Here is a 21,833-nt window from a genome sequence, read left to right as displayed (position 1 = left end):
GTTTCTCATTCCCCGGCAGCGGGGGGCCACACCGGCGGATGGCTGCCCGGCGGCATCGAAGGCCGTGGCCAAGTGGCCGGCGTGCGCGAGAGCTGCGCGCTGTGGCGCACCGCCGTCAGTTCGCCGAAGCCCGAAGACGAGGTCTCGACATACGACTCGACACCGGCCCGCGCGATCGACAGCCCGCCGTCCACGCGGCCCAGCCCGCGCAACCACTGCCCCGTCTGCGCCAGCGACACCTGCACATGCCAGCTGCCGCCCTCCTGCTGCTGGCGCCACAGCGCCGCGGCGGCGCCGAGGGCGATCAGGTAGCCGCTGGCCTCATCGAGGATCTGCATCGGCATCGGGCGCGGCTTGCCATCACCCGCCGCTTCGCCTTCGGCCTCGTTGAAGCCCATGGCGGTCTGCACCAGCGAATCGAAGCCACGCCGATCGGCCCACGGCCCCTGCGTGCCATAGGCCGTGAGCGACACGCAGACGATGCCCGGCCGCTCGCGCGCCAGCGCCTCGGGGCCGAAGCCCAGTGCTGCGATGCCGCCGGGGCGGTAGCCCTGTACGAAGACGTGTGCATCGGCGACGAGGCCGTGCAGCACGGCGCGGCCTGCGTCGGTGCACAGGTCGACATGCGTCGAGAGCTTGCCGCGGCTGGTGTCGGCGATGGATTCGATGTTCGGCAGGTTGGGTGAATTGACCAGCATCACGTCGGCGCCATAGGCGGCCAGCGCCCTTCCACCGACCGGCCCTGCGAGGATGCGCGTGAGATCGAGCACGCGCAGGCCTTCGAGCGGGCGCTGGTCGTCGCGCAACGGTGGCAGCGCGCGCGGCGGTGCGTCACCGATGCGCTCGATGGTGAAGAGCGGCTGCGCCGCGACCGCCTGCCCCTGCGGCGTGGCGTCCCACGCGTCGAAGCGGCGCAGCGCGGTGGCCACCAGGCCTTGCGCGGCGGCGGCCGATTCGAAATCGATCGCGCGCCAGCCGGCCATCGCGGCCTCGGCGTCGGCACGCGTGGCGATGGCAGGGTCCAGCTTCATGAGGCGCAGCGCGCCTTCGCGGTGGTGCTTGAAGTTGGCGTGAATGCGCACCCAGCCGTCGACGCAGCGGTACATGCCCGAGAAGGTGTCCCACAACTCGGGCACGCGGCCGTCGAGGCTGAACCAGCCCGTGCAGTCGAGCGCGGCATGCAGCGTGTCGACCGCCACCTCCTGCCGCGCCACGCCGCGCCGGTGCCCCAGCTCGCAGGCGGCGAGCGCCGCGGCCGCGATGCTGGCCTGCGCCGCGAGGCCGACCGCGAAGGACGACGGCAGCACCGGGTCGGCGCCCGTGAGCCGCGTGAAAGCCAGCGCTTCGGCGGGCAGCCCCGCCAGTTGCCAGAGACCGGCCAGGACTTCTTCACTCGTTGCCATGCGTCAACCCTTCAGGGGAAAGAGGAAACAATGAAAAAGGCAGGGTCCGCTTGCGCGGCCCTGCCTGTGTTGTGTGTCGTTGCGTTCGCGACCTTGTGCCGATGGCTTACTGGATCAGCTTCGCACCGGTCTTGGCCTGCAACGCATCGAAGCTCACGCCCGGCGCCAGCTCGACGACCTTGAGGCCTTCGGGCACGACGTCCATCACGGCCAGGTCGGTGATGATGCGGTCGACCACACCCACGCCGGTCAGCGGCAGCGAGCACTGCTCGAGGATCTTCAGGTCTTCGGTGCCGTCCTTCTTCTTGGCCACGTGTTCCATCAGCACGATCACGCGCTTCACGCCGGCCACGAGGTCCATGGCGCCGCCCATGCCCTTGACCATCTTGCCGGGGATCATCCAGTTGGCGAGGTCGCCCTTGGCGCTGACCTGCATCGCACCGAGGATCGACAGGTTGATCTTGCCGCCGCGGATCATCGCGAAGCTGTCATGGCTGCCGAAGATGGCCGAGCCGGGCAGCGTGGTCACGGTCTGCTTGCCGGCGTTGATGAGGTCGGCGTCGACGTTGTCTTCGGTCGGGAACGGGCCGATGCCGAGCATGCCGTTTTCGCTCTGCAGCCACACTTCCTTGGTGCCGGTATGGTTGGCCACCAGGGTCGGAATGCCGATGCCGAGGTTGACGTAGAAGCCGTCTTCGAGTTCTTGCGCGGCACGGGCCGCCATCTGGTCTTGGGTCCAGGGCATCTCAGGCTCCTTCTTTCTTGTTGACGGCCTTCACGGGCGATTCGCTGCCTGTTGCTGCGGCCTGGGCGATGGCGGTCTGGGCCTCGACCTTGGCGGCGGCGGCATCGACCGATGCGCTCAGGGTGCGCTTCTCGATGCGCTTCTCGGGCGTGGCGTTGAGCACCAGGCGGTGCACGTAGATGCCCGGCAGGTGGATGTCGTCGGGGGCCAGCTCGCCCACTTCGACGATCTTCTCGACCTCAACGATGCAGACCTTGCCGGCCATGGCGGCGGCCGGGTTGAAGTTGCGCGCCGTGAGGCGAAAGCGCAGGTTGCCGGCCTTGTCGGCCACGTCGGCCTTGACCAGCGCCACGTCGGGCACCAGCGAGTGCTCCATGACGTAGGTCTCGCCGTCGAACTCGCGCAGTTCCTTGCCTTCGGCCACTTGCGTGCCCACGCCGGTCTTCGTGAAGAAGGCCGGAATGCCCGCGCCACCGGCGCGCAGCTTCTCGGCCAGCGTGCCCTGGGGCGTGAATTCGAGGGCCAGTTCACCGGCCAGGTACTGGCGCTCGAACTCCTTGTTCTCGCCCACGTACGACGCGATCATCTTCTTGATCTGGCGCGTCTCGAGCAGCTTGCCGAGGCCGAAACCGTCGACGCCCGCGTTGTTCGAGATGACGGTGAGGTTCTGCACGCCGGAATCCTTCAGCGCGTCAATCAGCGCTTCGGGAATGCCGCACAGGCCGAAGCCGCCGACCGCGAGCGTCTGCCCGTCGGCCACGACCCCCTTGAGTGCCGCTTCTGCGGAGGGAAAAATCTTGTTCACTCGGGCTCCTTGATGGGTGGTGGAGAGTGGGTGGGAAAGGCTTCAACGATACTACCTACTCGTATACGTAGTATTTCGTAATGGTGACACCTGATGCCCGAGATCGATTACCGGCTGGCTTTTGAGCATGCACCCGTCGGCATGGTGGTGTCGAGCAACCGCACCATCGTCGCCTGCAACCAGCGCGTGTGCGAGATCTTCGGCGCGGAGCCCTCCGCGCTGGTCGGGCATTCGTTCAGCATCCTGTACCCGAGCGTGGCCGAGTTCGAGCGCATCGGCAAGCGCATGGAGCCCTTTCTGAACGCCAGCGGCCACTATGCCGACAACCGCATGATGAAGCGCCTGGGTGGCCTGCACGGCGCGCTGGCCGGCGAGACCTTCTGGTGTCACGTCACCGGCCACGCGATGAACCGTGCGGCGCCGCACGAGGCCGGTATCTGGACTTTCGAGGACCTGGGCTCGCGTCGCGCGGTGAAGGCCGAGCTCACGCCGCGCGAGCGCGAGGTGGCGGCGCAGGTGATGCGCGGGCTGACGTCGAAGGAGATCGGGAAGGCGCTGGGCATCAGCCATCGGACAGTCGAGCTGCATCGGGCGCGGTTGATGCGCAAGTACGCGGCGGCTACGACTGCGGAGCTGGTGCAGAAGCTGATCGCGGGGTAGCTGCACGATTCTTTTCGGGGCGCGTGCACAGGACACCGGGTACTCCCCTCCGCAAATGTCCCCCGCTTCGCTCCTCCTTGATTTCGCTGCGGGGAGCACCCAGTGCCCTGCGCACCTGGGCACGCTGCTGGTGCTCGCCGATCAACGACTGCCGCTGACAACGATCACGCTGATGGGGTGCCTTGCGCAGCGAAATCAAGGAGGAGCCGCAGGCGGGGGACATTCGCGGAGCAAGGTGCCCCGTCGGCGTGATCGCTCCCTGAAAGAACCAGGCACCGACTACGAGGCGCGCGACAGCACCATCTCCATCCGGACCAGGTCCCGCAGCGGGATGCCGTTCTGCTTCGTCGCCCTGCCCCAACGGCGCACGAAGTAGTCGACGTCGACGCCGACGATGCGAAAGCCGAAGCGCTGGTAGAAGGCCAGCTCGCGCAGGCTGCTGTTGCCGGTGCCGACTTCGAGCCGGTGGGCGCCGCGTTGCGTGGCGAGCAGCTTCGCCTTCTTCAGCATGGCGGTGCCGATGCCCTGGCCCTTGTGCGACTCGGCCACGGCGATGTTCATGATCTCCCAGGTGTCGACGCGCGTGGTCATGAGCACCATCTGGCCGACGACCTCGCCGGCCTGTTCGGCCAGCCATTGCTCACCGCGCAGCAGGTACTTTTCGATTTCGGGGCGCGGGCCGTCCGCGTCGAACAGGAGCGTCCAGGGCACCGCATCGGCCGGGGTGGCCCTGCGCATCTTCAAACCCGTCGTGTGTGTGTTGCGTGCGCTCCGTTGCATGACCCTATTCTGAGTTCTGAGCAGAAGTTCCCTGCCAGAGCCGCCGGATCGTTGCGAAAACGGAAACGCCGTGTCGACAAAACCTGTGCGTCATCGCAGGTTGAGAGGCCTATCGTGGAACCCACGCGAACACACCGTTCGCCCCACACAGGAGCAGACACCATGTCCACACCCCTTCATTCGGAAAAGAACCTCCTTCAGCAGACCAAGCTGTCCGTGGCCCAGGCCCGCGCGCTGGCCGGGCACCAGGTGCCCGTGGCACTCGGCCTCGCGGCGGTGATCCTGTCGGTGCTGGGCGTCAAGCCCTGAGGCTGAGCAGCTCGCTCAGTCCGGCTTGATGTCGGCGCCCTTGATCACCTTCGACCAGGCCGCGAGTTCCTGGTCGACGAACTTGCCGAGCGTCGGCGGGTCCATGTAGGTCGCGAAGGCGCCCTGGTCGTCCACCTTCTTGCGGAAGGCCTCGCTCTCGACGATCTTCTTGATCTCGGCGCTGAGCTTGTTCACCACCTCGGGCGGCGTCTTCGCAGGCGCGAACACCGCGAACCACGACTCGACCTCGTAGCCCGGCAACCCCGCCTCGGCCGAGGTCGGCACGTTCGGCATCGATGCGTGCCGCTTGCTGCCCGTGTACGCGAGCGGCTTGATGCGCCCGCCCGCGAAGTGGCCGATGACCGAGGGCGGCGTGGTGATGAAGATATCGACATTGCCCGCCACCAGGTCGTTGATGGCCGGCCCCGAGCCCTTGTAGGGCACGTGCGTGGCCGGCTGCTTCGTCTGGCGCGACAGCAGCTCGCCCGCGATGTGCTGGATCGAGCCGTTGCCCGACGAGGCATAGAACAGGCCGCCCTCCTTCTTCTTGCCGTACTCGATGAGTTCCTTCATCGACGTCACCGGCAGCTTGCCGCTCACCGCGACCACGTGCGGCGCGCGCATCACCATCGCCACCGGCACGAAGTCTTTGGTCGGGCTCCAGCGCAGGTTCGGGTACAGCGACGGGTTGCCGACGTGGTAGCCCGAGTACTGCATCAACAGCGTGTAGCCATCGGGCGTGGCGCGGGCCACGGCCTCGGTGCCGATGTTGCCGCTGGCGCCGGGTTTGTTGTCGACGACGATCGGCTGGCCCAGCGCACGCTGCAGCGGGTCGGCGACCAGCCGCGCCATGATGTCGGTCGAGCCCGCGGGTGCGGTCGGCACCACGAAGGTCAGGGGTCTGGCAGGCCAAGTGTCTGCGGCATGCGAGGCGGTGGCGGCCAGCGCGAGGCCGACCGCGAGCAGGCGGTGAACGGGGTTCATGAATTTGTCTCCGGTGGTTTTTTGTGGACTGTCTTCGGGCCGCGCGTCAGGGCGTCAGCTCCGAAATCTCGATGAGATTCAGGTCGGGGTCGCGCACGTAGACCGAGCGGATGCGCGAGGTGGCGCCCGTGCGCATCACGGGGCCTTCGATGATCGGCACGCCCTGCGCGATCAACCGCGCGATGGCAGCTTCGAGCGGCACGCTGGCGATGAAGCACAGGTCGAGCGAGCCGGGCGTGGGCACGTCGGCCTTCGGCTCGAATTCATGGCCCTTCACATGCAGGTTGATCTTCTGGTGACCGAAGCGAAAGGCCTTGCGGCCGGCGCCGAAGACTTCCAGCGTCATGCCCATCGTCTCCACGTAGAAGCGCACGCAAGCCTCTTCGTTCGCGGTCGTGAGCACCAGGTGATCCAGGTGGTCGATCATGCGTTCTCCTTCTGGGCCGAACGTGCCTTCGCGCGCTCGACGATCTCGTTGAAATCGGCCGGCGGCGCATGCCGCGTGAGCCGGTGACCGGCGCGCGAGACCTGGCTCGATAGCTCGTGCTGCACGAGCGATTCGAGTTCGGTCGCTGCGCCGATCAGGCCGTCGAGGTCCATGCCGGTGTCGTAGCCCATGCACTGCAGCATGTGGACCACGTCCTCGGTCGCGACATTGCCTGTCGCGCCCGGCGCATAGGGGCAGCCGCCGATGCCGCCGAGCGACATGTCGAGCCGCTCGATGCCCGCTTCGACCGCGGCAATGGTGTTCGCCAGGCCCATGCCCCTCGTGTTGTGAAAGTGCGCCGTCCATTCCAGCGCCGGATGCCGCGCGCGCACGGCCTCGCACACCGCCTGCACCTGGGTCGGATGCGCCATGCCGGTGGTGTCGCACAGCGTGATGCCCTGTACGCCCAGCGCAGCGAAGCGATCGATCCAGCCCTGCACTGCCTCAAGCGGCACATCGCCTTCCATCGGGCAGCCGAACACGCAGGAGAGCGACACGTTCACCGGCACCCTCGCCTGCTTCGCCAACGCGATCACGTCGGTCAGCTGCGCAAACGACTGCTCGCGCGTCATCCGCAGGTTGCTGAGGTTGTGCGTCTCGCTGACCGACATGACGATGTTGAACTCGTCGATGCGGCTTTCCAGCGCGCGCTCGGCGCCGCGCACATTGGGCACGAGCGCGGTGTAGACCACCCCCGGCCGGCGTGCGATGCGCTGCATCACTTCTTCGCCATCGCGCAGCGCAGGGATCGCCTTGGCCGAGGTGAACGAGGTGACCTCGATCTTGGCGTAGCCGAGTGTGCTGAGCCGGTCGATCAGCGCGACCTTGTCGTCGGTGGGAATGAAGCGGCTTTCCATCTGGAAGCCGTCACGCGTGGCGACTTCGTTGATGAACAGCCGCGTGCCGTTGCCGATTTTCATACGGCCTCGCTTTCGGCGCCACGCACCGGCCAGCCCGCGCCCTTCAGGTCCGCCGTGTGTTCACCCAGCAGCGGCGCCGCATGCGCGATGCGCCCCGGTGTCGCGCTGAGCTTGGGCACCACGCCCGGCACCTTGAGCAGCGCACCGTCGGAGCCGCGCGCTTCGACGATCATCTCGCGCGCCAGGTACTGCGGATCGGTGGCGATGTCGGCCACCGTGTAGATGCGCCCGACCGGCACGCCCGCCGCGTCGAGCACGGCCAGCACGTCATCGCGGCTGCGCTGCAGGGTCCAGGCTTCGATGGCGGCGTCGATCTCTTCCACGCGCAGCACGCGGCCGTCGTTGTGCGCGAGGCCGGGGTCGTTCTCCAGGTCCGCGCGGTCGATGGCGCGCATCAGCCGGCGGAAGATGCTGTCGCCGTTGCCCGCCACCAGCACGTAGTGGCCGTCGCTGCAGCGGTAGGCATTGGTCGGCGCGATGCCCGGCAATGCGCTGCCGGCCCGCTCGCGCACGGCACCGAAGGCGTCGTACTCGGGCAGCAGGCTTTCCATCACGTTGAAGACCGACTCGTACAGCGCGACGTCGATGAACTGCCCCTCGCCGCCGTGCGCGGTGCGGTGGTGCAGCGCCGTGAGCACGCCGATCACGCCATGCAGCGCGGCCAGCGTGTCGCCCAGCGAGACGCCCACGCGCACCGGCACCCGGCCCGGCTCGCCGCTGAGGTAGCGCAGCCCGCCCATCGATTCGCCGAGCACGCCGAAACCCGGCTTGTCGCGGTAGGGGCCGGTCTGCCCGTAGCCCGAGATGCGCAGCATGATGAGGCGCGGGTTCAGCGCATGCAGCTGCTCCCAGCCCAGGCCCCAGCCTTCGAGCGTGCCGGGCTTGAAGTTCTCGATGAGCACATCGGCTTCGAGCGCCAGGGCGCGCACGGCCTCCTGCCCTTCGGCGCTGCGCAGATCGAGGCACACCGAGCGCTTGTTGCGCGACTGCACCTCCCACCACACCGAGGTGCCGTCGCGCAGCAGCCGCCACTTGCGCAGCGGGTCGCCGACGCCGGCGGGCTCGACCTTGATCACGTCGGCGCCGAACTCGGCGAGCGTCTTGCCGGCGAAGGGGCCGGCGATGAGCTGGCCGAGCTCCAGCACCTTCAGGCCTTCGAGTGCGTTCATGTCTGTCTCTGTCTCCAAGTGGGTTGCCCCGACTCTAGAAACAGATGGCGACGAACGGAATTGCTCTGATGGCAGCAGGCCTTCGCGAAACGCGAAGGCCATGCCTGCGCCCTGCTGCTACTTCTTCTTCAGCGTGGACGCAGGCTTGGCAACAACCGGCAGCTCGGCCGGCGTCTTCACCCAGCCGCGCAGCATCACGCCCAGGCAGATGCCGGCCGCGAAGATCAGCCAGTACACCCACGACGGCAGGTTCTCCACGCCGCTGTGCAAGTTCATGCCGAAGGCCGCGCCGATGGCCATCAGCGGAAAGGTCAGCGCAGCGATGGTGTTGAGCTTGTGCTGCGCGCGGCTCATGTCGAGGGCCGAGTGCGCCTGCGCCTCGGCGGCGCGTGCGAGCCGGTAGTCGAGCGACATGCGCGTGTCGGCCAGCAGCAGCTCGAAGCCGCGTGCAATTTCGACCGCGAGGTCGCGCTGGTCGATGAGCATCAGGTCGCCCTTCACGGCGTCGCGCGCGGCCTGCAGGGCGTCCTGCATGTTCCGCGCAGCGCGGGTGAGCGGGATCAGCGGGCCGAGGATCTGGAACAGGTCTTCCGAGGTCTCTGCGGCCTGGTGGCGGATCTCGAAGGTGCTGAACGCCGCGCGGTAGCTTTCGAGCAGCTTGGCGAGCGCGCGCTCGCCGGGGTTGTTGCCCTTGTGCAGCCACGCGCCGTCGGGCTTGCGCAGGAACACCACGGGCTTGCGCTCGGCGCCGGAGCCCGAGGGCGGCTCGTGCAGGATCACCATCAGGTGCTCCTGCTCATGGATGATGCGCTGCGCGCCGTAGGTGCTGCCGCCCAGCCGCTGCTGCATGGCGGCGGGCAGTTCCCAGTCGTAGTCGATTCTTCTTGGCATCAGGAGGCCTGCAGTTCTTTCCACAAGGTGTCGAATTCATCCGCGAAGCGGCGCACCAGCGGCGGGTCGTTGCTCAGCACCAGGTTTTCTTCGTTGTACTCGCAGGCACTGCGGGTCCAGTTGTAGCTGCCGTTGAGCAGCCGCGCGCCGTCGAAGAGCGCGAACTTGTGGTGCATGTGGGCCTCGGTGCGGTCCACCGCCACCGGAATGCCCGCCGCGCGCAACTGGCCGACGTCGCTGCCGCGGTCGAACTCCTTGTCGTTGTCGGTGACGAAGCGCACCGTCACGCCGCGCCGGTGCGCCGCCAGCACCTCGGCGGTGATGCGGTCGTCCGACAGCGTGAACACGCACAGGTCGACCGCGCGCTTGGCCGTTCGCAGTTGTTGGTTGATCGCCTGCAAGCAGGCGGTGCCGGGGCTGAAGTAGGCCTGCGAGCGCACCGTGACGCTGTCGGGCGAGCGGCCGGTATCGATCGCGCGCACCACGCCCTCGAGCCACTTGAGAAGCGACAGCTGCTCGGGGTCGGCGGTGCGCGAGCGCACGAGGTCGAAAGCGCGGTTGCGCAGCTGGCGCAGGCCATCTTCGGGGGGCGAGGCTTCGCGCAGGGTGTGGACCAGCACGCGGCGTTCGTCGTCGCTCAGGCGCGCGTCGGCCATCGTCGCGTCGAGCTGGGCCAGCAGTTCGGGCAATGCGGACATCAGTGATCCTTGTCTGCTTTTTTGGGCGGCGATGACGGGGATGGCGGCGGGGGCGCGCGTTTGGGCACCGCCCGCGTGGCCTGCACCTCGGCGGCGAGGCGCTCCATGTCCTGCTTGATCGAGCGGTCGAGTTCGAGCCGGCGCTCGGTGGCCGTCACCAGCGGCAGGATCAGTTCGCGGTAGGTCACGGCGATCTGCAGCATGGCGTCGGCCAGGCGCTGGCCTTCGCTCGGGCCTTCAACTGGCGGCGCGGGCTCGGGCTTGAGCGCATCGACCGCGCGCGCCACGTCGAGCATGCTGCTCGCGATGCGCTGGCTGCCGTCGACATCGGCACCGCCGAGCTTGCGCTGGCGCACGAACTCGTCGCAGATGGCCGTCCAGCGCGCGCTTTCTTCCGGCGTGGGGCTGCCGAGCAGTTGCGCGAGGCGCAACAGGTTTTCTTCGGCGCCCGTGGTCAGCGTCTGGGCCTCGCCGCGGTAGTGGTCGCGCAGCAGCGCGTCGAGCTCGTCGTCGCGCATCAGCGGCGTGATCTTGCCCGCGAGCTTGGTCATGTTGCGGTAACTGCCCTGCAGCTTGAACGGCGGCGCGGTGCGGTAGTTCTCCTGCTGCGCAGCCGAGGCGATGTAGGCCAGGTTGACCTTCAGCAGCAGGTCGCGCGCACGGAACAGGCGCTGCAGCAGCGCCTTGATCTCTTCCAGCTCGACCGCGCTGTAGGCGTGTGACAGCGCGCTGCTCGGCACGTCGTGGCCCTGCGCCATCTTCACCAGCAGCTGCACGTCCTTCGGGTCGCGCGAGGCGAGCGGCATCAACGTGGGGTTGGAGGTCAGGCTGTTCTCGATGTACGAGAGCGCGAACGCCGCCTCGCGGCCCGAGAGCACGTCGCCCAGGTTGTAGATGTCGGCGCGGTTGGCCAGCATGTCCGGGATCTTGAACACGTCGCCCGACTCGGTGTAGGGGTTGCCCGCCATCACGATCGCGAAGCGCTTGCCGCGCATGTCGTAGCTGCGCGGCTCGCCGTTCCACACACCCTCGATGCGCCGCGTGCCGTCGGCCAGCGCGATGAACTTCTGCAGAAACTCGGGGCTGGTGTGCTGGATGTCGTCCAGGTACAGCATCACGTTGCTGCCCATCGCCAGGCCGAGGTTGAGCTTCTCCAGCTCCTGCCGCGCGGCACTGTTGGGCGCGTTGGCCGGGTCGATGGCCGTGACGCCATGGCCCAGCGCCGGACAGTTGATGCGCACGAAGATCAGGCCGAGGCGGTCGGCCACGTACTCCATCAGCGTCGTCTTACCGTAGCCGGGCGGTGAGATCAACAGCAGCAAACCCATGCGGTCGGTGCGGCTGCCCTCGCCCGCCGAGCCGATCTGTTTGGCAAGGTTGTCGCCGATGAGGGGCAAATAGAGCTCGTCGATCAGCTGGTTCCGCACGAAGGTCGACAGCGGCTTGGCCTGGAACTGGCCGAGCTTGAGCCGCGCCTTCTCGCGTTCGAGCAGTTCGTGGCGCAGGCTGTGCAGCGCCTCGTAGCCCGGCACCGCGTGCAGGGTGTGGAACAGAAAGCGGCGCCAGAAGTCGTTGAGGTTCAGCGTGAGCCGGCCCTCAGTCACACGCGGGTGCTCGCCGCGCAGGCCTTCGACGGTGCGGTCGAGCGCCGCGTTGACGCGGGTGCGCTGCAACGGCATCGCCAGCACGCTGGCCGCGTCGTCGATCCAGTCGATCGATTGCGGCGCCTGGTGCGTCGCGTAGGCGCGCACCCAGTCGCGCGCCAGGCGCCAGCGTTCGGCCGGCGGTGCGGCGTCGAGGTCGTGCTGCCACGCGTCGCGCCGGCCGCCGCGTTCCAGCTCGCGCAGCAGCGCGGCCGCCAGGTCTTCGCCCGCGCCGGACACGGCCCAGGTGTCGCCGCCATGTTCGCTGGCCAGTTCGCGCACGAGGTACGCGGCGGCCTGGTCGCACAGCGTGGTCACGCGGCCGTCGTGCGCGTCGCGTGTTTCGTCGCTCGCGGTGTCGGCCACAGGCAGCAGGTCGGGCACCACGTCGCGCGCGAAGTGGTTCAGTGCGCGTGCGATGTCGGCTTCGAGCTGCTCCAACGCATCGCGCCGGCCAAACAGCGCCAGCATCTGCATCGCCGCGCGCGCGCGGCGCAGCATCGATTCGCGGTGCGCGATCAGGTGGCCGTGCTGCCAGTAGAGCAAGGCCAGCGCACGTTCAGTCGGGCCCCAGGCGAGCAGACCGGCCTGGTCCTGCATGCCGACGAGCGCCCCCAGCAGGCGCATCGCATCGTCGTCGTGGATGCCCTTCTGGTAGCCCTCTTGGTACCGCGCCGCGGCAAAGCGGCGGACCATGTCGAGCAGCTGCGGGTGCAGTGGGTCTTCGGCCAGCAGCGTGAGCACCTCGGCCCAGCTGCGCTCGGTCTTGCCGTCGAGCAAGGCCTCCAGCAGGCGGCCGGCCAGGTACTCGGCGCGCGACAGCTCGGGCGTTTCCGACACCAGCGACTGGTTCCAGTAGCGCTGCAGCGGCAGCAGCCGCGGTTCATCGACCGGGCTCTGGTAGTCGGTGCCGGTGACCTGGTAGGCCATGCCCTCGTCGCGGGCCACGAGCGTCAGGTCGACCGGCTGGCGGTGCACGGTGAAGGCGTGGCGACCGAGGCGCAGCGTGTCGCCGCCCTCGCTCACCAGCTCGCGCTTGTCGCGGATGGAGCGCAGGGCCTGGTCGCGCGCGGTCTTGAGGCGCGTGTCGAGTTCGTCGGCCTGCACCGCGGCGCCCAGCGTGCGCAGGTCGGCGATCAGCGTGTGCAGCTTGCCGATCATCGGATCGGCCGCGAAGTAGCTGTGGACCTGCGTCAGGTCGCCGAACTGCGCAATGCGGCGCGGAATGCCGTCGAGGATGCGCCCTGCCGCATCGACCACGCCCTGCGCGCGGCGCTGGCGTGCTTCCACCTGGCTCTGGCGGCGCGCGGACAGCGCTTCGTAGACGGTCTCGCGCTTCTCGGCGATGTCGGCCAGGAAGTCTTCCTGCTCGGCGAAACGGCCTTCGATCTCTTCGAGCTGGGCCAGCAGGCGCGTCAGCGCGTCGTCGCACTTCTCGGGCGTGTCGGCGAACTCCAGCGCGTTTTCGACCGCCTGGCTGAAGAGCTTGAACTGCGCGCCGAACTCGGCACGCGCCTCGGTCGCGCCCAGCGACTTGCGCCGCATGCGTGCATCTGCACGCATGCGGTTGATGTCGGCGTAGATCAGCGAGATGCGGTCCAGGATCGAGGTGCGGATCACCGCATCGCCGCCCGGCAGGCTGCCCAGTTGCTCGGTCAGCAGGTCGAGGCCGGCCGCCTGCTCGTCGAGCGTGGCCAGCATCTGGCCGAGCGCCGGCGACGTGGCCAGGTTGGGCAGTTCGAGCGCGAGCTTGTCGAGTGCCTGGCGCTGGCCGTTGAAGGCGGTGTCGGCCGCCAGGAACTGCATGGCGCGCTCGCCGATGCGCTGCTGCTCGGCCTCGAGCGCGGCGTCCATGGCCGCGATGCGCGGCAGGTCGGCGTAGCGCAGCTCCTTGAGCATCTGCAGCGCGCCGCGCCGTTCGCGCAGGCGGCCCAGCGCCTTCACGAAATCGTCGGGGGCGCGCCAGAGCGTGCTGGCAATGTCGACCATCAGCGCGTGCTGCTCGTCTTCCGCACGGGCCAGCGCGCGCGCGGTTTCGCGGCGGATGGTGTCGACCTTTTCGAACTCGGCCAACGTGCTGCGCGCCACCTCGGCGATGCTGCGCAGCTCGCCCATGAGGCCGGCGGCCTCAGGCGCGTCGAGCCAGAAGTAGGCGTCGCTCACGCGGGTGCACTGGCGAATGAGGTCGTCGTAGGCCGCGCGCGTGGGCGCCTGCTCGCGCACCGCGCGGGCAATGCCCATGAGGTCGGACACGCCGCGCACCAGCTCGGCATTGCCGATCTTGCCGAAGAAGCCGGTGGCGGGCGGTTGCGCGCTCACGTGCTCTTCGCTGGCGAAGGGCGTCTGCCACAGCTGCATCGGATGCACGCGCGTGGGCTCGCCGTTGTCGCCGTTGAACACCAGGATGCGGCCGTCGGCAAAGCGCGCGTAGCCGTTGGCGATGATCGGCGTGGCGAGCTTCTTGTCGATCAGGTTGTAGTTGAAGAGCGCGTAGCGCCCCGGCTTGCGGTCGTAGAACACATAGGCCACGTCTTCGCCGTTGGGCGAGCGCAGCATGCGCTTGAAGCGCAGGCTTTCGACCACCTCGGCCGGCAAATCGAAGCGCTTGTGCTCGCCCGACTGCAGGTAGTAGCCACCGGGAAAGATGATGCCGTGGTCTTCGGGCAGCTGCACACAGGAGCCGCCGATGGCGTCGATGCGCTCGACCTTCTGCGTGCGGATGTTGAACACCAGGTAGCGCGTGGTCTGCTCGCGGTACGGCTTCACGCGCAGCAATATCAGCATGCCGAGCTTGGCCCAGGCGATCTCCGCATCGGTGAGCGACTGGCTCTTGTCTTCCACCGGCTCGCTGTAGATGCCCAGCCCAGTTTCGGTGTTGTTCTCGATCTTGACCGTGAGGTCGCCGCCCAGCGTCTCGACGAACACGGTGTCGAGCACGTTCACGTGCGGGTGCTTGCCGCCCACGTGGTCTTCGCGGGTGGCCACGGTCCACTCGAAGTCGTGGCTCGCGGGCAGCGCAATGTCGCGCTCGCCGCGGTTGTCGACGTAGTGGATGCTGCCGTCGCGCTCGATGGCCCAGCGAAACACGCGCACGTCGCTCAGTTGCTGGCCGATCTGGAACGAGGCGAGCAGCTTGTCCTGCGTCACGCGCAGCTGCAGCAGCGTGGCCTGCTTGTAGTAGGCGTAGAGCTCGCGGAAGTCGGAGACGAAGCGCGTGTCTTCCAGGAAGGTGCCGGCCAGCGGCACGGGCTGCAGCTCGTCGTTCTCGGTGGCCGCCTCGCCCGGCGACGCGAGCCGGTACAGGCCGAACACGTCGCCCACGGCCGTTTCCTTGCGCAGGCCGATGAAGACGTTGTAGCCGAACAGCAGCAGGTCGCCGATGCGCACGATGTCGCGCGCCACGGCGTTGTTCTCGGTGCGCGCACGGGTGCGCAGAATCAGCGTCTGGTCGGAGCGGCCGAACTCGGCGAGCCGCTGCTCGTTGAGCGCCTGCGTCTTCTTGAGCAGGCCCTCGCCCTGGGTCTCGAGCCGCTTCTTCAGCAGGTCGTAGCTGCCGCTGCCGGAGACCAGCGCTTCGGTGGCATCGATGGGGGCCTGGGCGCCGGGCGGCGCGCCGGTGTCGTCAGTGGGTTGCATGGATCGGCGCGGTCAGTCCGCGCGCAGCAGTGCGAGCAATTCGTCGCGGTGAGGCTGGGTGTCGAGCCAGGTGCGGATGCGGTCCAGCTCGTCGATGCAGTCGTCGCCGTAGCGGCGGCGCAGCGCGGCAAGGCGCGCCTCGCGCACCTCCTCGGTCTGCAGCCGGCGCTGCCAGCCATCGGACAGCAGCTCGTCGAGCCGGCCGGCCAGGCCGCGGCTCACGAGGGCGCGCCATTCGCCCTGGTCGAACCAGAGGTTCTGGCAGGCCACGCAGCGGTCGATGCGGAAGTCGGGCCCGGCGCTCACGCGCAGGCGCTGCATCAGCCGCTCGCACTCGGGGCAGTGGCGCACGGCGGCGAGGTCGAACACCTCGATCACCTCGTCGTCGACCTCATGCGGCACGCGCTTCGGGTCGGCGGCTTTCCAGCCGCGCCAGTCGTCCATGTCCATCACCATGCCGTGGCAGTCGCCGCACTGCACGCCGAGCAAGGCTGCGGCGAGTGCGACGGGCTGCATCGCGGCATGGGCGACGCAGCTGCACTTCAGGTTCGGGTTCATCGCGCGCTCCCGGCTCAGTTGCGGAAGGAGGAGATCAGGTTCTGCAGCGCCGACTTCTGGCTTTCGGTGCCGTCGTTGGCGATCTTGCTCATCAGCGAGGCAACGCTGAGGTTCTGGATTTCGCCCGACGAGTTGCCCAGCGCGCCGACGATGTCGCGCAGGTCTTTCACCACGTCGCGCTCGCCCGAAAGCTGTTCCTTGAAGGCGACCTGCACCGCCTGGCTCTTGGAGATGACGCCGTCAATGCCCTTGCCCACCGACAGCGAGCGCACGAAGCTGTCGAAGTAGTCGCCCGAGCCGCCGACGATGTCGATCTTGGCGTTGGCCAGCGCGGTGCCCAGCACGTCGGCCTGTTCCTTGGCAATGGAGGTCTGCGCGTCGATGCCCTTCATGGTCTCGATGTGCGACTTTTCCAGGCGCATGCGGAACTCTTCGTGGTCGCGGGTTTCGGGGCTCATGGACTTCATGGCCTCGAACTTCTCGTGCAGGCCCTTCGCCTCGGCGTTGAAGCGCGCTTCGATCACCTGTGCATCGGCCTGGCCCGACTTGAGCGTGGCTTCGGCATCGGCCGTGCGCACGTTCACATCGGCGAGGCCGAGCTTTTCCTTGCCCGAGGCTTCGGCGTCGAACTTGGCGCGCATGCCGGCGGCTTCGGCCTGCGAGCGGGCTTCGATGACCTGCGCATCGGCCTGACCGGCCTTGAGGATGGCGTCGGCATCGGCCTGACGCACGTGCACGTCGGCCAGACCCAGCTTTTCCTTGCCCGAGGCTTCGGCCTCGAAGGTGGCCAGGCGCGCCTGCGCGGTGGCGATCTCGACCTTGGCGGCCGCCAGGCCCGGTGCGGCGGAGATGGCTTCCATGCCCTCGGCTTCGCGCTTCTTCGATTCGGCGTCGCGCTCGGCCACCTTCAACTTGGCATCGGCCAGCGTCAGTTCTTCGGCCGCCTTGTGGCGCGCGCGCTTTTCCTGCGTTTCAGCGGCCTTCACGTCGATCACCATCTTCTCGTCGGCCTGGCCCTCGGCCATGATCACGACCGACTTCTTGGTGCGCTCGGCCTCGGCCACGACGCGCAGTTCCTTGATGGCTTCTTCCTGCTCGGCCACCGTGCGCTCGACCACGATGCGCTCGCGGATCACGTCGGCAATGGCCTTCTTCTGCACTTCGACGGCCTTGTCCTTCTCGATGCGCTGCAGGGTCACTTCCTTTTCGCGATCGACAATTTCGAGGTCGCGGGCACGCGTGACCTTTTCTTCTTCGACGGCCACCGCGCGCTTGCGGTTGTTTTCGGCCACTTCCTTTTCGCGCTGCACGTTTTCCTGCTGCACGGCCACGGTCTGCTCCGAGAGCAGGCGCGCAGTTTCGGACTTGGTGCGTTCTTCGGACTGGATCTTGGAGGTCTCGGCTTCCTCGCGGGCGCGCACGCTGGCAATTTCGCGATGCTGGCGCGAGGTGGCGTCGGCCTGCTGGCGCTCGAGTTCGAGCAGCGCTTCTTGCGTCTCGACGTTCTTCTTCTTGATCTGCATTTCCTCGTTGCGGCGCAGCTCGTTGGTGCGCACGTGCTCGACCGCCGTCAGCTCGGTGATCTTCTTGATGCCCTGCGCATCGAGGATGTTGTTGGCGTCGAGCTCCGACAGCGGGGTCTGCTCGAGGTAGTCGATGGCGGCGTCTTCGAGCACGTAGCCCGAGAGGTCGTTGCCGATCTGGCTGATGATCTGGTCACGGAAGCCGTCGCGCGCCTGGTACAGGTCGACGAAGTCCATCGACTTGCCGACCGTCTTCAGTGCTTCGGAGAACTTGGCCGAGAACAGCTCTTCGAGCGTCTCGTGGTTCGAAGCCCGCGCACAGCCGATGCCCTGCGCCACCTTCAGCACGTCGTCGGCCGTCTTGTTGACGCGCACGAAGAACTTCACCTTGATGTCCGCACGGATGTTGTCGCGGCAGATGAGGCCTTCGTTGCCGGAGCGGTCGATCTCGATGGTCTTGACCGAGATGTCCATCAGCTCGGCCTTGTGGATGATCGGGTAGACCATGCGGCCGGTGAAAGTGACCTCGGGCTCGGCGCGCAGCGTGTTCACGATGAGTGCGTGGCCCTGTTCGATCTTTCGATAAAACTTGGCGAACATCGCGAACAGGCCGAGGATGACCACGGCCAGTATGACCACGGCAAAGATGATGGGCTCCATTTTTTCTCCAGATGCTTTAAGAGCGAGCGAACGAACTTGGGTGAGGGATGCGCGCCGTCAGAACTTCTCAGACGATGTCTTCGTGCGCCGCGATGAGGTAGCGCGCGGCCACCTCGTCGTATTCGAGGATGAGCGCGTGCGAGCCGCGCTTGAGGGGGTTGGGCGTGGGCGCCCAGACGCGGATGTTGAGGCTGGCGCCGCGGCGCGCCACTTCGGCGCGGCCGTCCTTCTCGTTCACCACGCCGGTGACGACGCGGCAGACCTGACCCACCAGCGCCGCATTGCTCACGGCCGTGTGGCTCACGAAGAGGCCCTTGAGCGGGCGAATCGCCACCGCCGTCACCGGAATGGCAAGCGCCGCGCTGACCACCAGCAGCACCGTGCCGGCCAGCAGCTTGAGCACCATCGTCGGCACCAGCGGCAGCAGCCACTCGCCCCCCAGGCACGAGAGCGTCCAGGCCACCAGCACCAGCAGGCTCACGGCCACCGAGAACGGCACGCCGTTCAGGCCGAAGGCGACCACGTAGCTCGCGATCTGGCCCATGTCGCTGGTGTCGCCGTCGGCATGCGTGTGCAGGTCGACGTCGATCCCGCTGCTCTCGAAGTCGACCATGCCGACCACCGCGAGCACCCAATAGATCACCACGACGCCGAGCAGCACCGTGTAGATCGCGGTGGGGTACCCCGTCACCGCTCCCATGAAATCGCCCATTGATCCTCCCGCGTGCGGGTTGGTTGTTGTTCTCTTTTCTTCTTACCTGCCGCCCGGCTTCTTTGTGCCGGTGTTCTTCTTGTTCGCCTTGCCCGCAAAGGCAATCAGTTCGCGCGTGGCCTTTTCCTTGATGGCCAGGCGGTCGTCGGGTGCCAGACCATAACGCGCTGCCAGAAATTCGTAGTCGGCCGCGTTCAGCGACACCGTGAGGCGCGGCCGCTTCGGCTTCGAGGTGGTCGCCAGGCCCAGCACCTGCCGGATCTGGTCGGGCGTGGACACATGCTGCTCGAAGGCCGCGGTGCGCACGGCCTCGAGCACGGCCTCCTCCACGTCGAAGGCCACCTGGACCGCGCGGATCGCCTCGTCCGAGCCCTGCCAGCGAACCGGCTTGACCCGCACCATCGTCACTCCTGAGCCGGTTCGGACGGCTTGGCTTGCCGGGCGCGGATGCGCTCCATCACCTTGCCGGTGCGGTCGACGTCGTTGCCGATGCCCGCCGCGGCCAGCTTCTTTTCGAGCGCGCTGTGACCGAACTCGTCTTCGAGCTGCTGGCCCGCCGTCATGCGGTCGGACAGGTCTTCGTGACGCGAGCGGATGCGCTCCAGCGACTCGCGTGCGCTGGCCAGGCGCGAACCGCCGCTGCCGATGTTCTCGGAGATCGACTGCGTGGCGCGGTAGACGCTCTCGGTGGTCTTGGCGATGCCGATCTCGCGCTCGTGCTCGCGGATGCGCGCCTCGGCCGACTTGATCAGGTCCTTGAGCCGCGACACCTGCAGCGCATACGCAGCGTGGGCCTTGGCCTGCTCGTCGAGTTCCTGCTCGAGCGTGCCGACCTTGGACGCCACGTCGAGCGCCAGGCCTTCTTGCGTCTTGTTGAGCGCCTCGAGCGCCAGGCCTTCGTAGCGCATGACCTCGCCCTTCAGGCGTTCGATTTCGCGGGCCGACTGCATCTCCTTGGCCATCACGCCGGTGAGGTCGCCCTTGGCCTTTTCGATGCTGTGCTTGGCGTCGATGATTTCCTGCTCGTAGATGCGCGTGGCGTTGCTGTCGATCACGCTCTCGCCGATTTCGCGGGCGCTGCCGCGCAGCAAGGTGACCAGCTTCTTGATGACTGTCATGGTGATCTCCGCTTAGTTCAGGAATTCGGACAAGGCGTCGAGTGCATCGAGCGCGTTGTCGCTGAGCACGGCCACTTCGCGTGCGATGTCTTCCACGCTCGCATTGCGCCCGAGCGCCCCGGTGAGCACGTAGCGCCCGCCGACGCGCCCGAAGGACGACAGCGGCACCGACGGGTTGAGGTCGAGCAGCGATTCGAGCAGCTCGGTGCGCCGCTCGGGCTTCACCTCTTCCTCGGTCCAGAGGTAGCAGATGCAGATGATCTGCATGTCGGAACTGGTGACGAAGATCGGCAGCTCATCGCGCCCTTCGATGCTCACCTGGACCACGGGCGTGCTGCCCGGAATGGGCTGCAGCTGCACGGGCAGCCCACCCATCGCCGCACCGGCCAGCACATCGAGCCCCTTGAGTTGATCGAGCAGTGATTGCATACCTCTCCTTTGGGTTGTCTGCCGTTGGAAGCGCGCGATGCTTCGCTGGATTCACTATAGGTGCAGCGACATAACATGTCAAAAATTCTTTTAGTCCATGCGCATGACTTTCGGCACTGGCGCGCTCTCTAGAATCCGCCGATGCCCCCCACCATCAACCCCGCGCGTGTCGATTTCGTGACGCTGCGCCTCTTCTGCGCAGTGGCCCAGTCGGGCAGCATCACCAAGGGCGCGGGGGCGTGTCACCTCGCGCTCTCGGCGGCGAGCCGGCGCCTGTCCGACTTCGAAGCCGCCACAGGCTCGAAGCTGCTCGAACGCAGCGCCCAGGGCATCGCGCTCACGCCAGCGGGCCACGTGGCTATGCAGCATGCGATGCGGCTGTTCCAGGGCTTCGAGCAGTTCAGCAACGAGCTGGGCGACTACGCCAGCGGCGTGCGCGGCCATGTGCGGTTGTGGGCCAACATGTCGGCGCTGACGGAGTTCCTGCCGACCACGCTGGCGACCTTCCTCGGGCAGCATCCCGATATCCGCGTCGAGGTCGAGGAACAACTGAGCGGCGACATCGTGCGCGCGCTGGTCGACGGCCTCGCCGACGTGGGCGTGTTCGCCGAGAACACACCCGCCTACGGCCTCGACGTCGCGCCCTTCCAGACCGACGAGCTCGTGGTGCTGTGCGCCAAACCACACCCGCTGGCCCGCCTGCGCGTGAAGAAGGTCGACTTCAAGACCTGCCTGGCGCACGAGTTCGTGGGGTTGAACCGCAGCAGCTCGCTGCTCGAGCTGACTTCGCGTGCCGCCGAGCAAGCCGGCATTCCGATGCGCTTGCGCGTGCAGGTGCGCAGCTTCGATGCGATGTGCCACATGATCGCGGCCAACCTCGGCATCGGCGTGGTGCCGCTGGCCGCCTGTAAGGCGCAGGTGGCCGCGCTCGATCTGAAGGTGGTGCACCTGAAGGACGCGTGGGCCACACGGCGCTTGTTGATGGCGACGAAGACGGGCGCGGCGCTCTCGCCGGCGGCGCAACTGCTGGTGCGACAGCTGCTGCAGCAAGCCGGACCGTAGCGCCACACGGAGCCGGTATGCTGCCGGGCGGAGGAAAAGAAAAATGCCACACACATTGAACGGCACCGGAACGCGCTACTACGGCGCACGCGAACATGACATCGGCGGGACCTACATCACGACCAAATGGATCGTGCTCTTTGGAATCCCTCTCGTGCCCTTGAGCTCATGGCGCGTGTATCCGATGACCGAGCAGCAGACCGTCGATCACAGCCATTTCCACAGCCGGGACGTCACACACACCGGTCAGGTCTTTCACGAGCAGCCTGTCCCACTGAACTGGCGGCAGGTGCTCAATGTCTACGCAGTCGCCATTCCGGTCGTCAGCGTAATCGGCTGGCTTCTGCTCACGGCGCTGTCAAGGCTCTCGCCGCGCTAGGCGCCAACGCCCAGGTTCAATCAGTCCCCACCATCACACTCGACGCCTTGATCACCGCATAGGCATTCGCGCCTTCGCTGAGCTTCAGCGATTCGGCCGAGCTGCTGGTGATGGTCGAGACGATCTGCACGCCGGGCGCGATCTCCAGCGTGACTTCGGTGGTGACGGGGCCGCGAACGATGGCGATGACCTTGCCGGAGAGGACGTTGCGTGCGCTGATCTTCATGGAATGCTCCTGAGGGTGGGGAATCGAGCGCTCCAG

22 protein-coding genes are annotated in these 21,833 nt (G+C 67.3%); 4 read left to right on the top strand and 18 right to left on the bottom strand.

Features of this window, described 5'->3' with window-relative positions; translation table 11 throughout:
* Nucleotides 1-5 precede the first annotated feature (5 nt).
* From CLU95_RS27410 to CLU95_RS27400, 3 genes are all read right to left on the bottom strand, one after another.
* Nucleotides 6-1,403 (bottom strand): CoA transferase, encoded by a 1,398-nt coding sequence (locus CLU95_RS27410; RefSeq protein WP_099796507.1) that lies wholly within the window; start codon nt 1,401-1,403, stop codon nt 6-8.
* Nucleotides 1,404-1,509: 106 nt separating this feature from the next.
* On the bottom strand, nt 1,510-2,148 hold the full coding sequence (locus CLU95_RS27405; protein ID WP_095744909.1) for a 3-oxoacid CoA-transferase subunit B: 639 nt from the start codon (nt 2,146-2,148) through the stop codon (nt 1,510-1,512).
* Nucleotide 2,149: 1 nt separating this feature from the next.
* Nucleotides 2,150-2,953, bottom strand: coding sequence for a CoA transferase subunit A (locus CLU95_RS27400; RefSeq protein WP_099796506.1), 804 nt, complete (start codon nt 2,951-2,953; stop codon nt 2,150-2,152).
* 93 nt (nt 2,954-3,046) lie between these two features.
* Here CLU95_RS27400 and CLU95_RS27395 point away from each other — a divergent pair, with 93 nt between their 5' ends.
* The gene (locus tag CLU95_RS27395; RefSeq protein ID WP_062476432.1) at nt 3,047-3,613 is read left to right on the top strand and encodes a LuxR C-terminal-related transcriptional regulator; all 567 of its coding nucleotides are present in this window, start codon (nt 3,047-3,049) and stop codon (nt 3,611-3,613) included.
* Nucleotides 3,614-3,892: 279 nt separating this feature from the next.
* On the opposite strand, the gene CLU95_RS27390 is transcribed toward CLU95_RS27395, so the two are convergent.
* The gene (locus tag CLU95_RS27390; protein WP_180288683.1) at nt 3,893-4,351 is read right to left on the bottom strand and encodes a GNAT family N-acetyltransferase; all 459 of its coding nucleotides are present in this window, start codon (nt 4,349-4,351) and stop codon (nt 3,893-3,895) included.
* A gap of 204 nt (nt 4,352-4,555) precedes the next feature.
* On the opposite strand from CLU95_RS27390, the gene CLU95_RS30960 reads away from it, so the two are divergent.
* Entirely contained in the window at nt 4,556-4,702 is a 147-nt protein-coding gene (locus CLU95_RS30960) for a hypothetical protein (protein ID WP_172438277.1), read from the top strand.
* Nucleotides 4,703-4,717: 15 nt separating this feature from the next.
* Here the strand turns inward: CLU95_RS30960 and CLU95_RS27385 are convergent, their stop codons facing one another.
* The 13 genes from CLU95_RS27385 to CLU95_RS27325 form a co-directional block, all read right to left on the bottom strand.
* Nucleotides 4,718-5,686: a Bug family tripartite tricarboxylate transporter substrate binding protein gene (locus tag CLU95_RS27385; RefSeq protein ID WP_099796504.1), complete on the bottom strand. Its 969-nt coding sequence runs from the start codon at nt 5,684-5,686 to the stop codon at nt 4,718-4,720.
* Nucleotides 5,687-5,732: 46 nt separating this feature from the next.
* On the bottom strand, nt 5,733-6,113 hold the full coding sequence (locus CLU95_RS27380) for a VOC family protein (RefSeq protein ID WP_099796503.1): 381 nt from the start codon (nt 6,111-6,113) through the stop codon (nt 5,733-5,735).
* Nucleotides 6,110-7,093 (bottom strand): hydroxymethylglutaryl-CoA lyase, encoded by a 984-nt coding sequence (locus CLU95_RS27375; RefSeq protein ID WP_099796502.1) that lies wholly within the window; start codon nt 7,091-7,093, stop codon nt 6,110-6,112. The genes CLU95_RS27380 and CLU95_RS27375 overlap by 4 nt, the downstream gene beginning before the upstream one ends.
* Nucleotides 7,090-8,262: a CaiB/BaiF CoA transferase family protein gene (locus CLU95_RS27370; protein WP_099796501.1), complete on the bottom strand. Its 1,173-nt coding sequence runs from the start codon at nt 8,260-8,262 to the stop codon at nt 7,090-7,092. The genes CLU95_RS27375 and CLU95_RS27370 overlap by 4 nt, the downstream gene beginning before the upstream one ends.
* Nucleotides 8,263-8,379: 117 nt before the next feature.
* Nucleotides 8,380-9,153 carry a hypothetical protein gene (locus CLU95_RS27365; protein WP_099796500.1) on the bottom strand — a complete coding sequence of 258 codons (774 nt, stop codon included), beginning with the start codon at nt 9,151-9,153 and terminating at the stop codon, nt 8,380-8,382.
* Complete coding sequence (locus CLU95_RS27360; protein ID WP_099796499.1) at nt 9,153-9,851, bottom strand: phospholipase D-like domain-containing protein; 699 nt, start codon at nt 9,849-9,851, stop codon at nt 9,153-9,155. Before CLU95_RS27360 ends, CLU95_RS27365 begins: the two co-directional genes overlap by 1 nt.
* Nucleotides 9,851-15,130, bottom strand: a complete 5,280-nt coding sequence (locus CLU95_RS27355) for a DNA repair ATPase (protein WP_099796498.1) — start codon at nt 15,128-15,130, stop codon at nt 9,851-9,853. The genes CLU95_RS27360 and CLU95_RS27355 overlap by 1 nt, the downstream gene beginning before the upstream one ends.
* Nucleotides 15,131-15,142: 12 nt before the next feature.
* Nucleotides 15,143-15,688 (bottom strand): zf-TFIIB domain-containing protein, encoded by a 546-nt coding sequence (locus CLU95_RS27350; protein WP_099796497.1) that lies wholly within the window; start codon nt 15,686-15,688, stop codon nt 15,143-15,145.
* Nucleotides 15,689-15,702: 14 nt separating this feature from the next.
* Nucleotides 15,703-17,871, bottom strand: a complete 2,169-nt coding sequence (locus CLU95_RS27345; protein ID WP_099796496.1) for a hypothetical protein — start codon at nt 17,869-17,871, stop codon at nt 15,703-15,705.
* A 67-nt stretch (nt 17,872-17,938) separates the two neighbouring features.
* The gene (locus CLU95_RS27340; RefSeq protein WP_099796495.1) at nt 17,939-18,583 is read right to left on the bottom strand and encodes an OB-fold-containig protein; all 645 of its coding nucleotides are present in this window, start codon (nt 18,581-18,583) and stop codon (nt 17,939-17,941) included.
* A gap of 42 nt (nt 18,584-18,625) precedes the next feature.
* The gene (locus CLU95_RS27335; RefSeq protein WP_180288682.1) at nt 18,626-18,985 is read right to left on the bottom strand and encodes a hypothetical protein; all 360 of its coding nucleotides are present in this window, start codon (nt 18,983-18,985) and stop codon (nt 18,626-18,628) included.
* A gap of 2 nt (nt 18,986-18,987) precedes the next feature.
* Nucleotides 18,988-19,701 (bottom strand): PspA/IM30 family protein, encoded by a 714-nt coding sequence (locus CLU95_RS27330; RefSeq protein WP_099796494.1) that lies wholly within the window; start codon nt 19,699-19,701, stop codon nt 18,988-18,990.
* Between the two features lie 12 nt (nt 19,702-19,713).
* Nucleotides 19,714-20,130: a YjfI family protein gene (locus CLU95_RS27325; RefSeq protein ID WP_099796493.1), complete on the bottom strand. Its 417-nt coding sequence runs from the start codon at nt 20,128-20,130 to the stop codon at nt 19,714-19,716.
* A 141-nt stretch (nt 20,131-20,271) separates the two neighbouring features.
* Between CLU95_RS27325 and CLU95_RS27320 the strand changes: the two genes are divergently transcribed.
* Complete coding sequence (locus CLU95_RS27320; RefSeq protein WP_099796492.1) at nt 20,272-21,192, top strand: LysR family transcriptional regulator; 921 nt, start codon at nt 20,272-20,274, stop codon at nt 21,190-21,192.
* Between the two features lie 43 nt (nt 21,193-21,235).
* Nucleotides 21,236-21,571 (top strand): hypothetical protein, encoded by a 336-nt coding sequence (locus tag CLU95_RS27315; protein ID WP_099796491.1) that lies wholly within the window; start codon nt 21,236-21,238, stop codon nt 21,569-21,571.
* Between the two features lie 16 nt (nt 21,572-21,587).
* Here CLU95_RS27315 and CLU95_RS27310 read toward each other — a convergent pair whose 3' ends face one another.
* The gene (locus CLU95_RS27310; RefSeq protein WP_099796490.1) at nt 21,588-21,797 is read right to left on the bottom strand and encodes a TOBE domain-containing protein; all 210 of its coding nucleotides are present in this window, start codon (nt 21,795-21,797) and stop codon (nt 21,588-21,590) included.
* Between the last annotated feature and the right edge of the window lie 36 nt (nt 21,798-21,833).

This window comes from Variovorax sp. 54 (assembly GCF_002754375.1).
Lineage (GTDB): Bacteria > Pseudomonadota > Gammaproteobacteria > Burkholderiales > Burkholderiaceae_C > Variovorax.
This window is presented reverse-complemented; position numbering and strand designations above follow the sequence as displayed.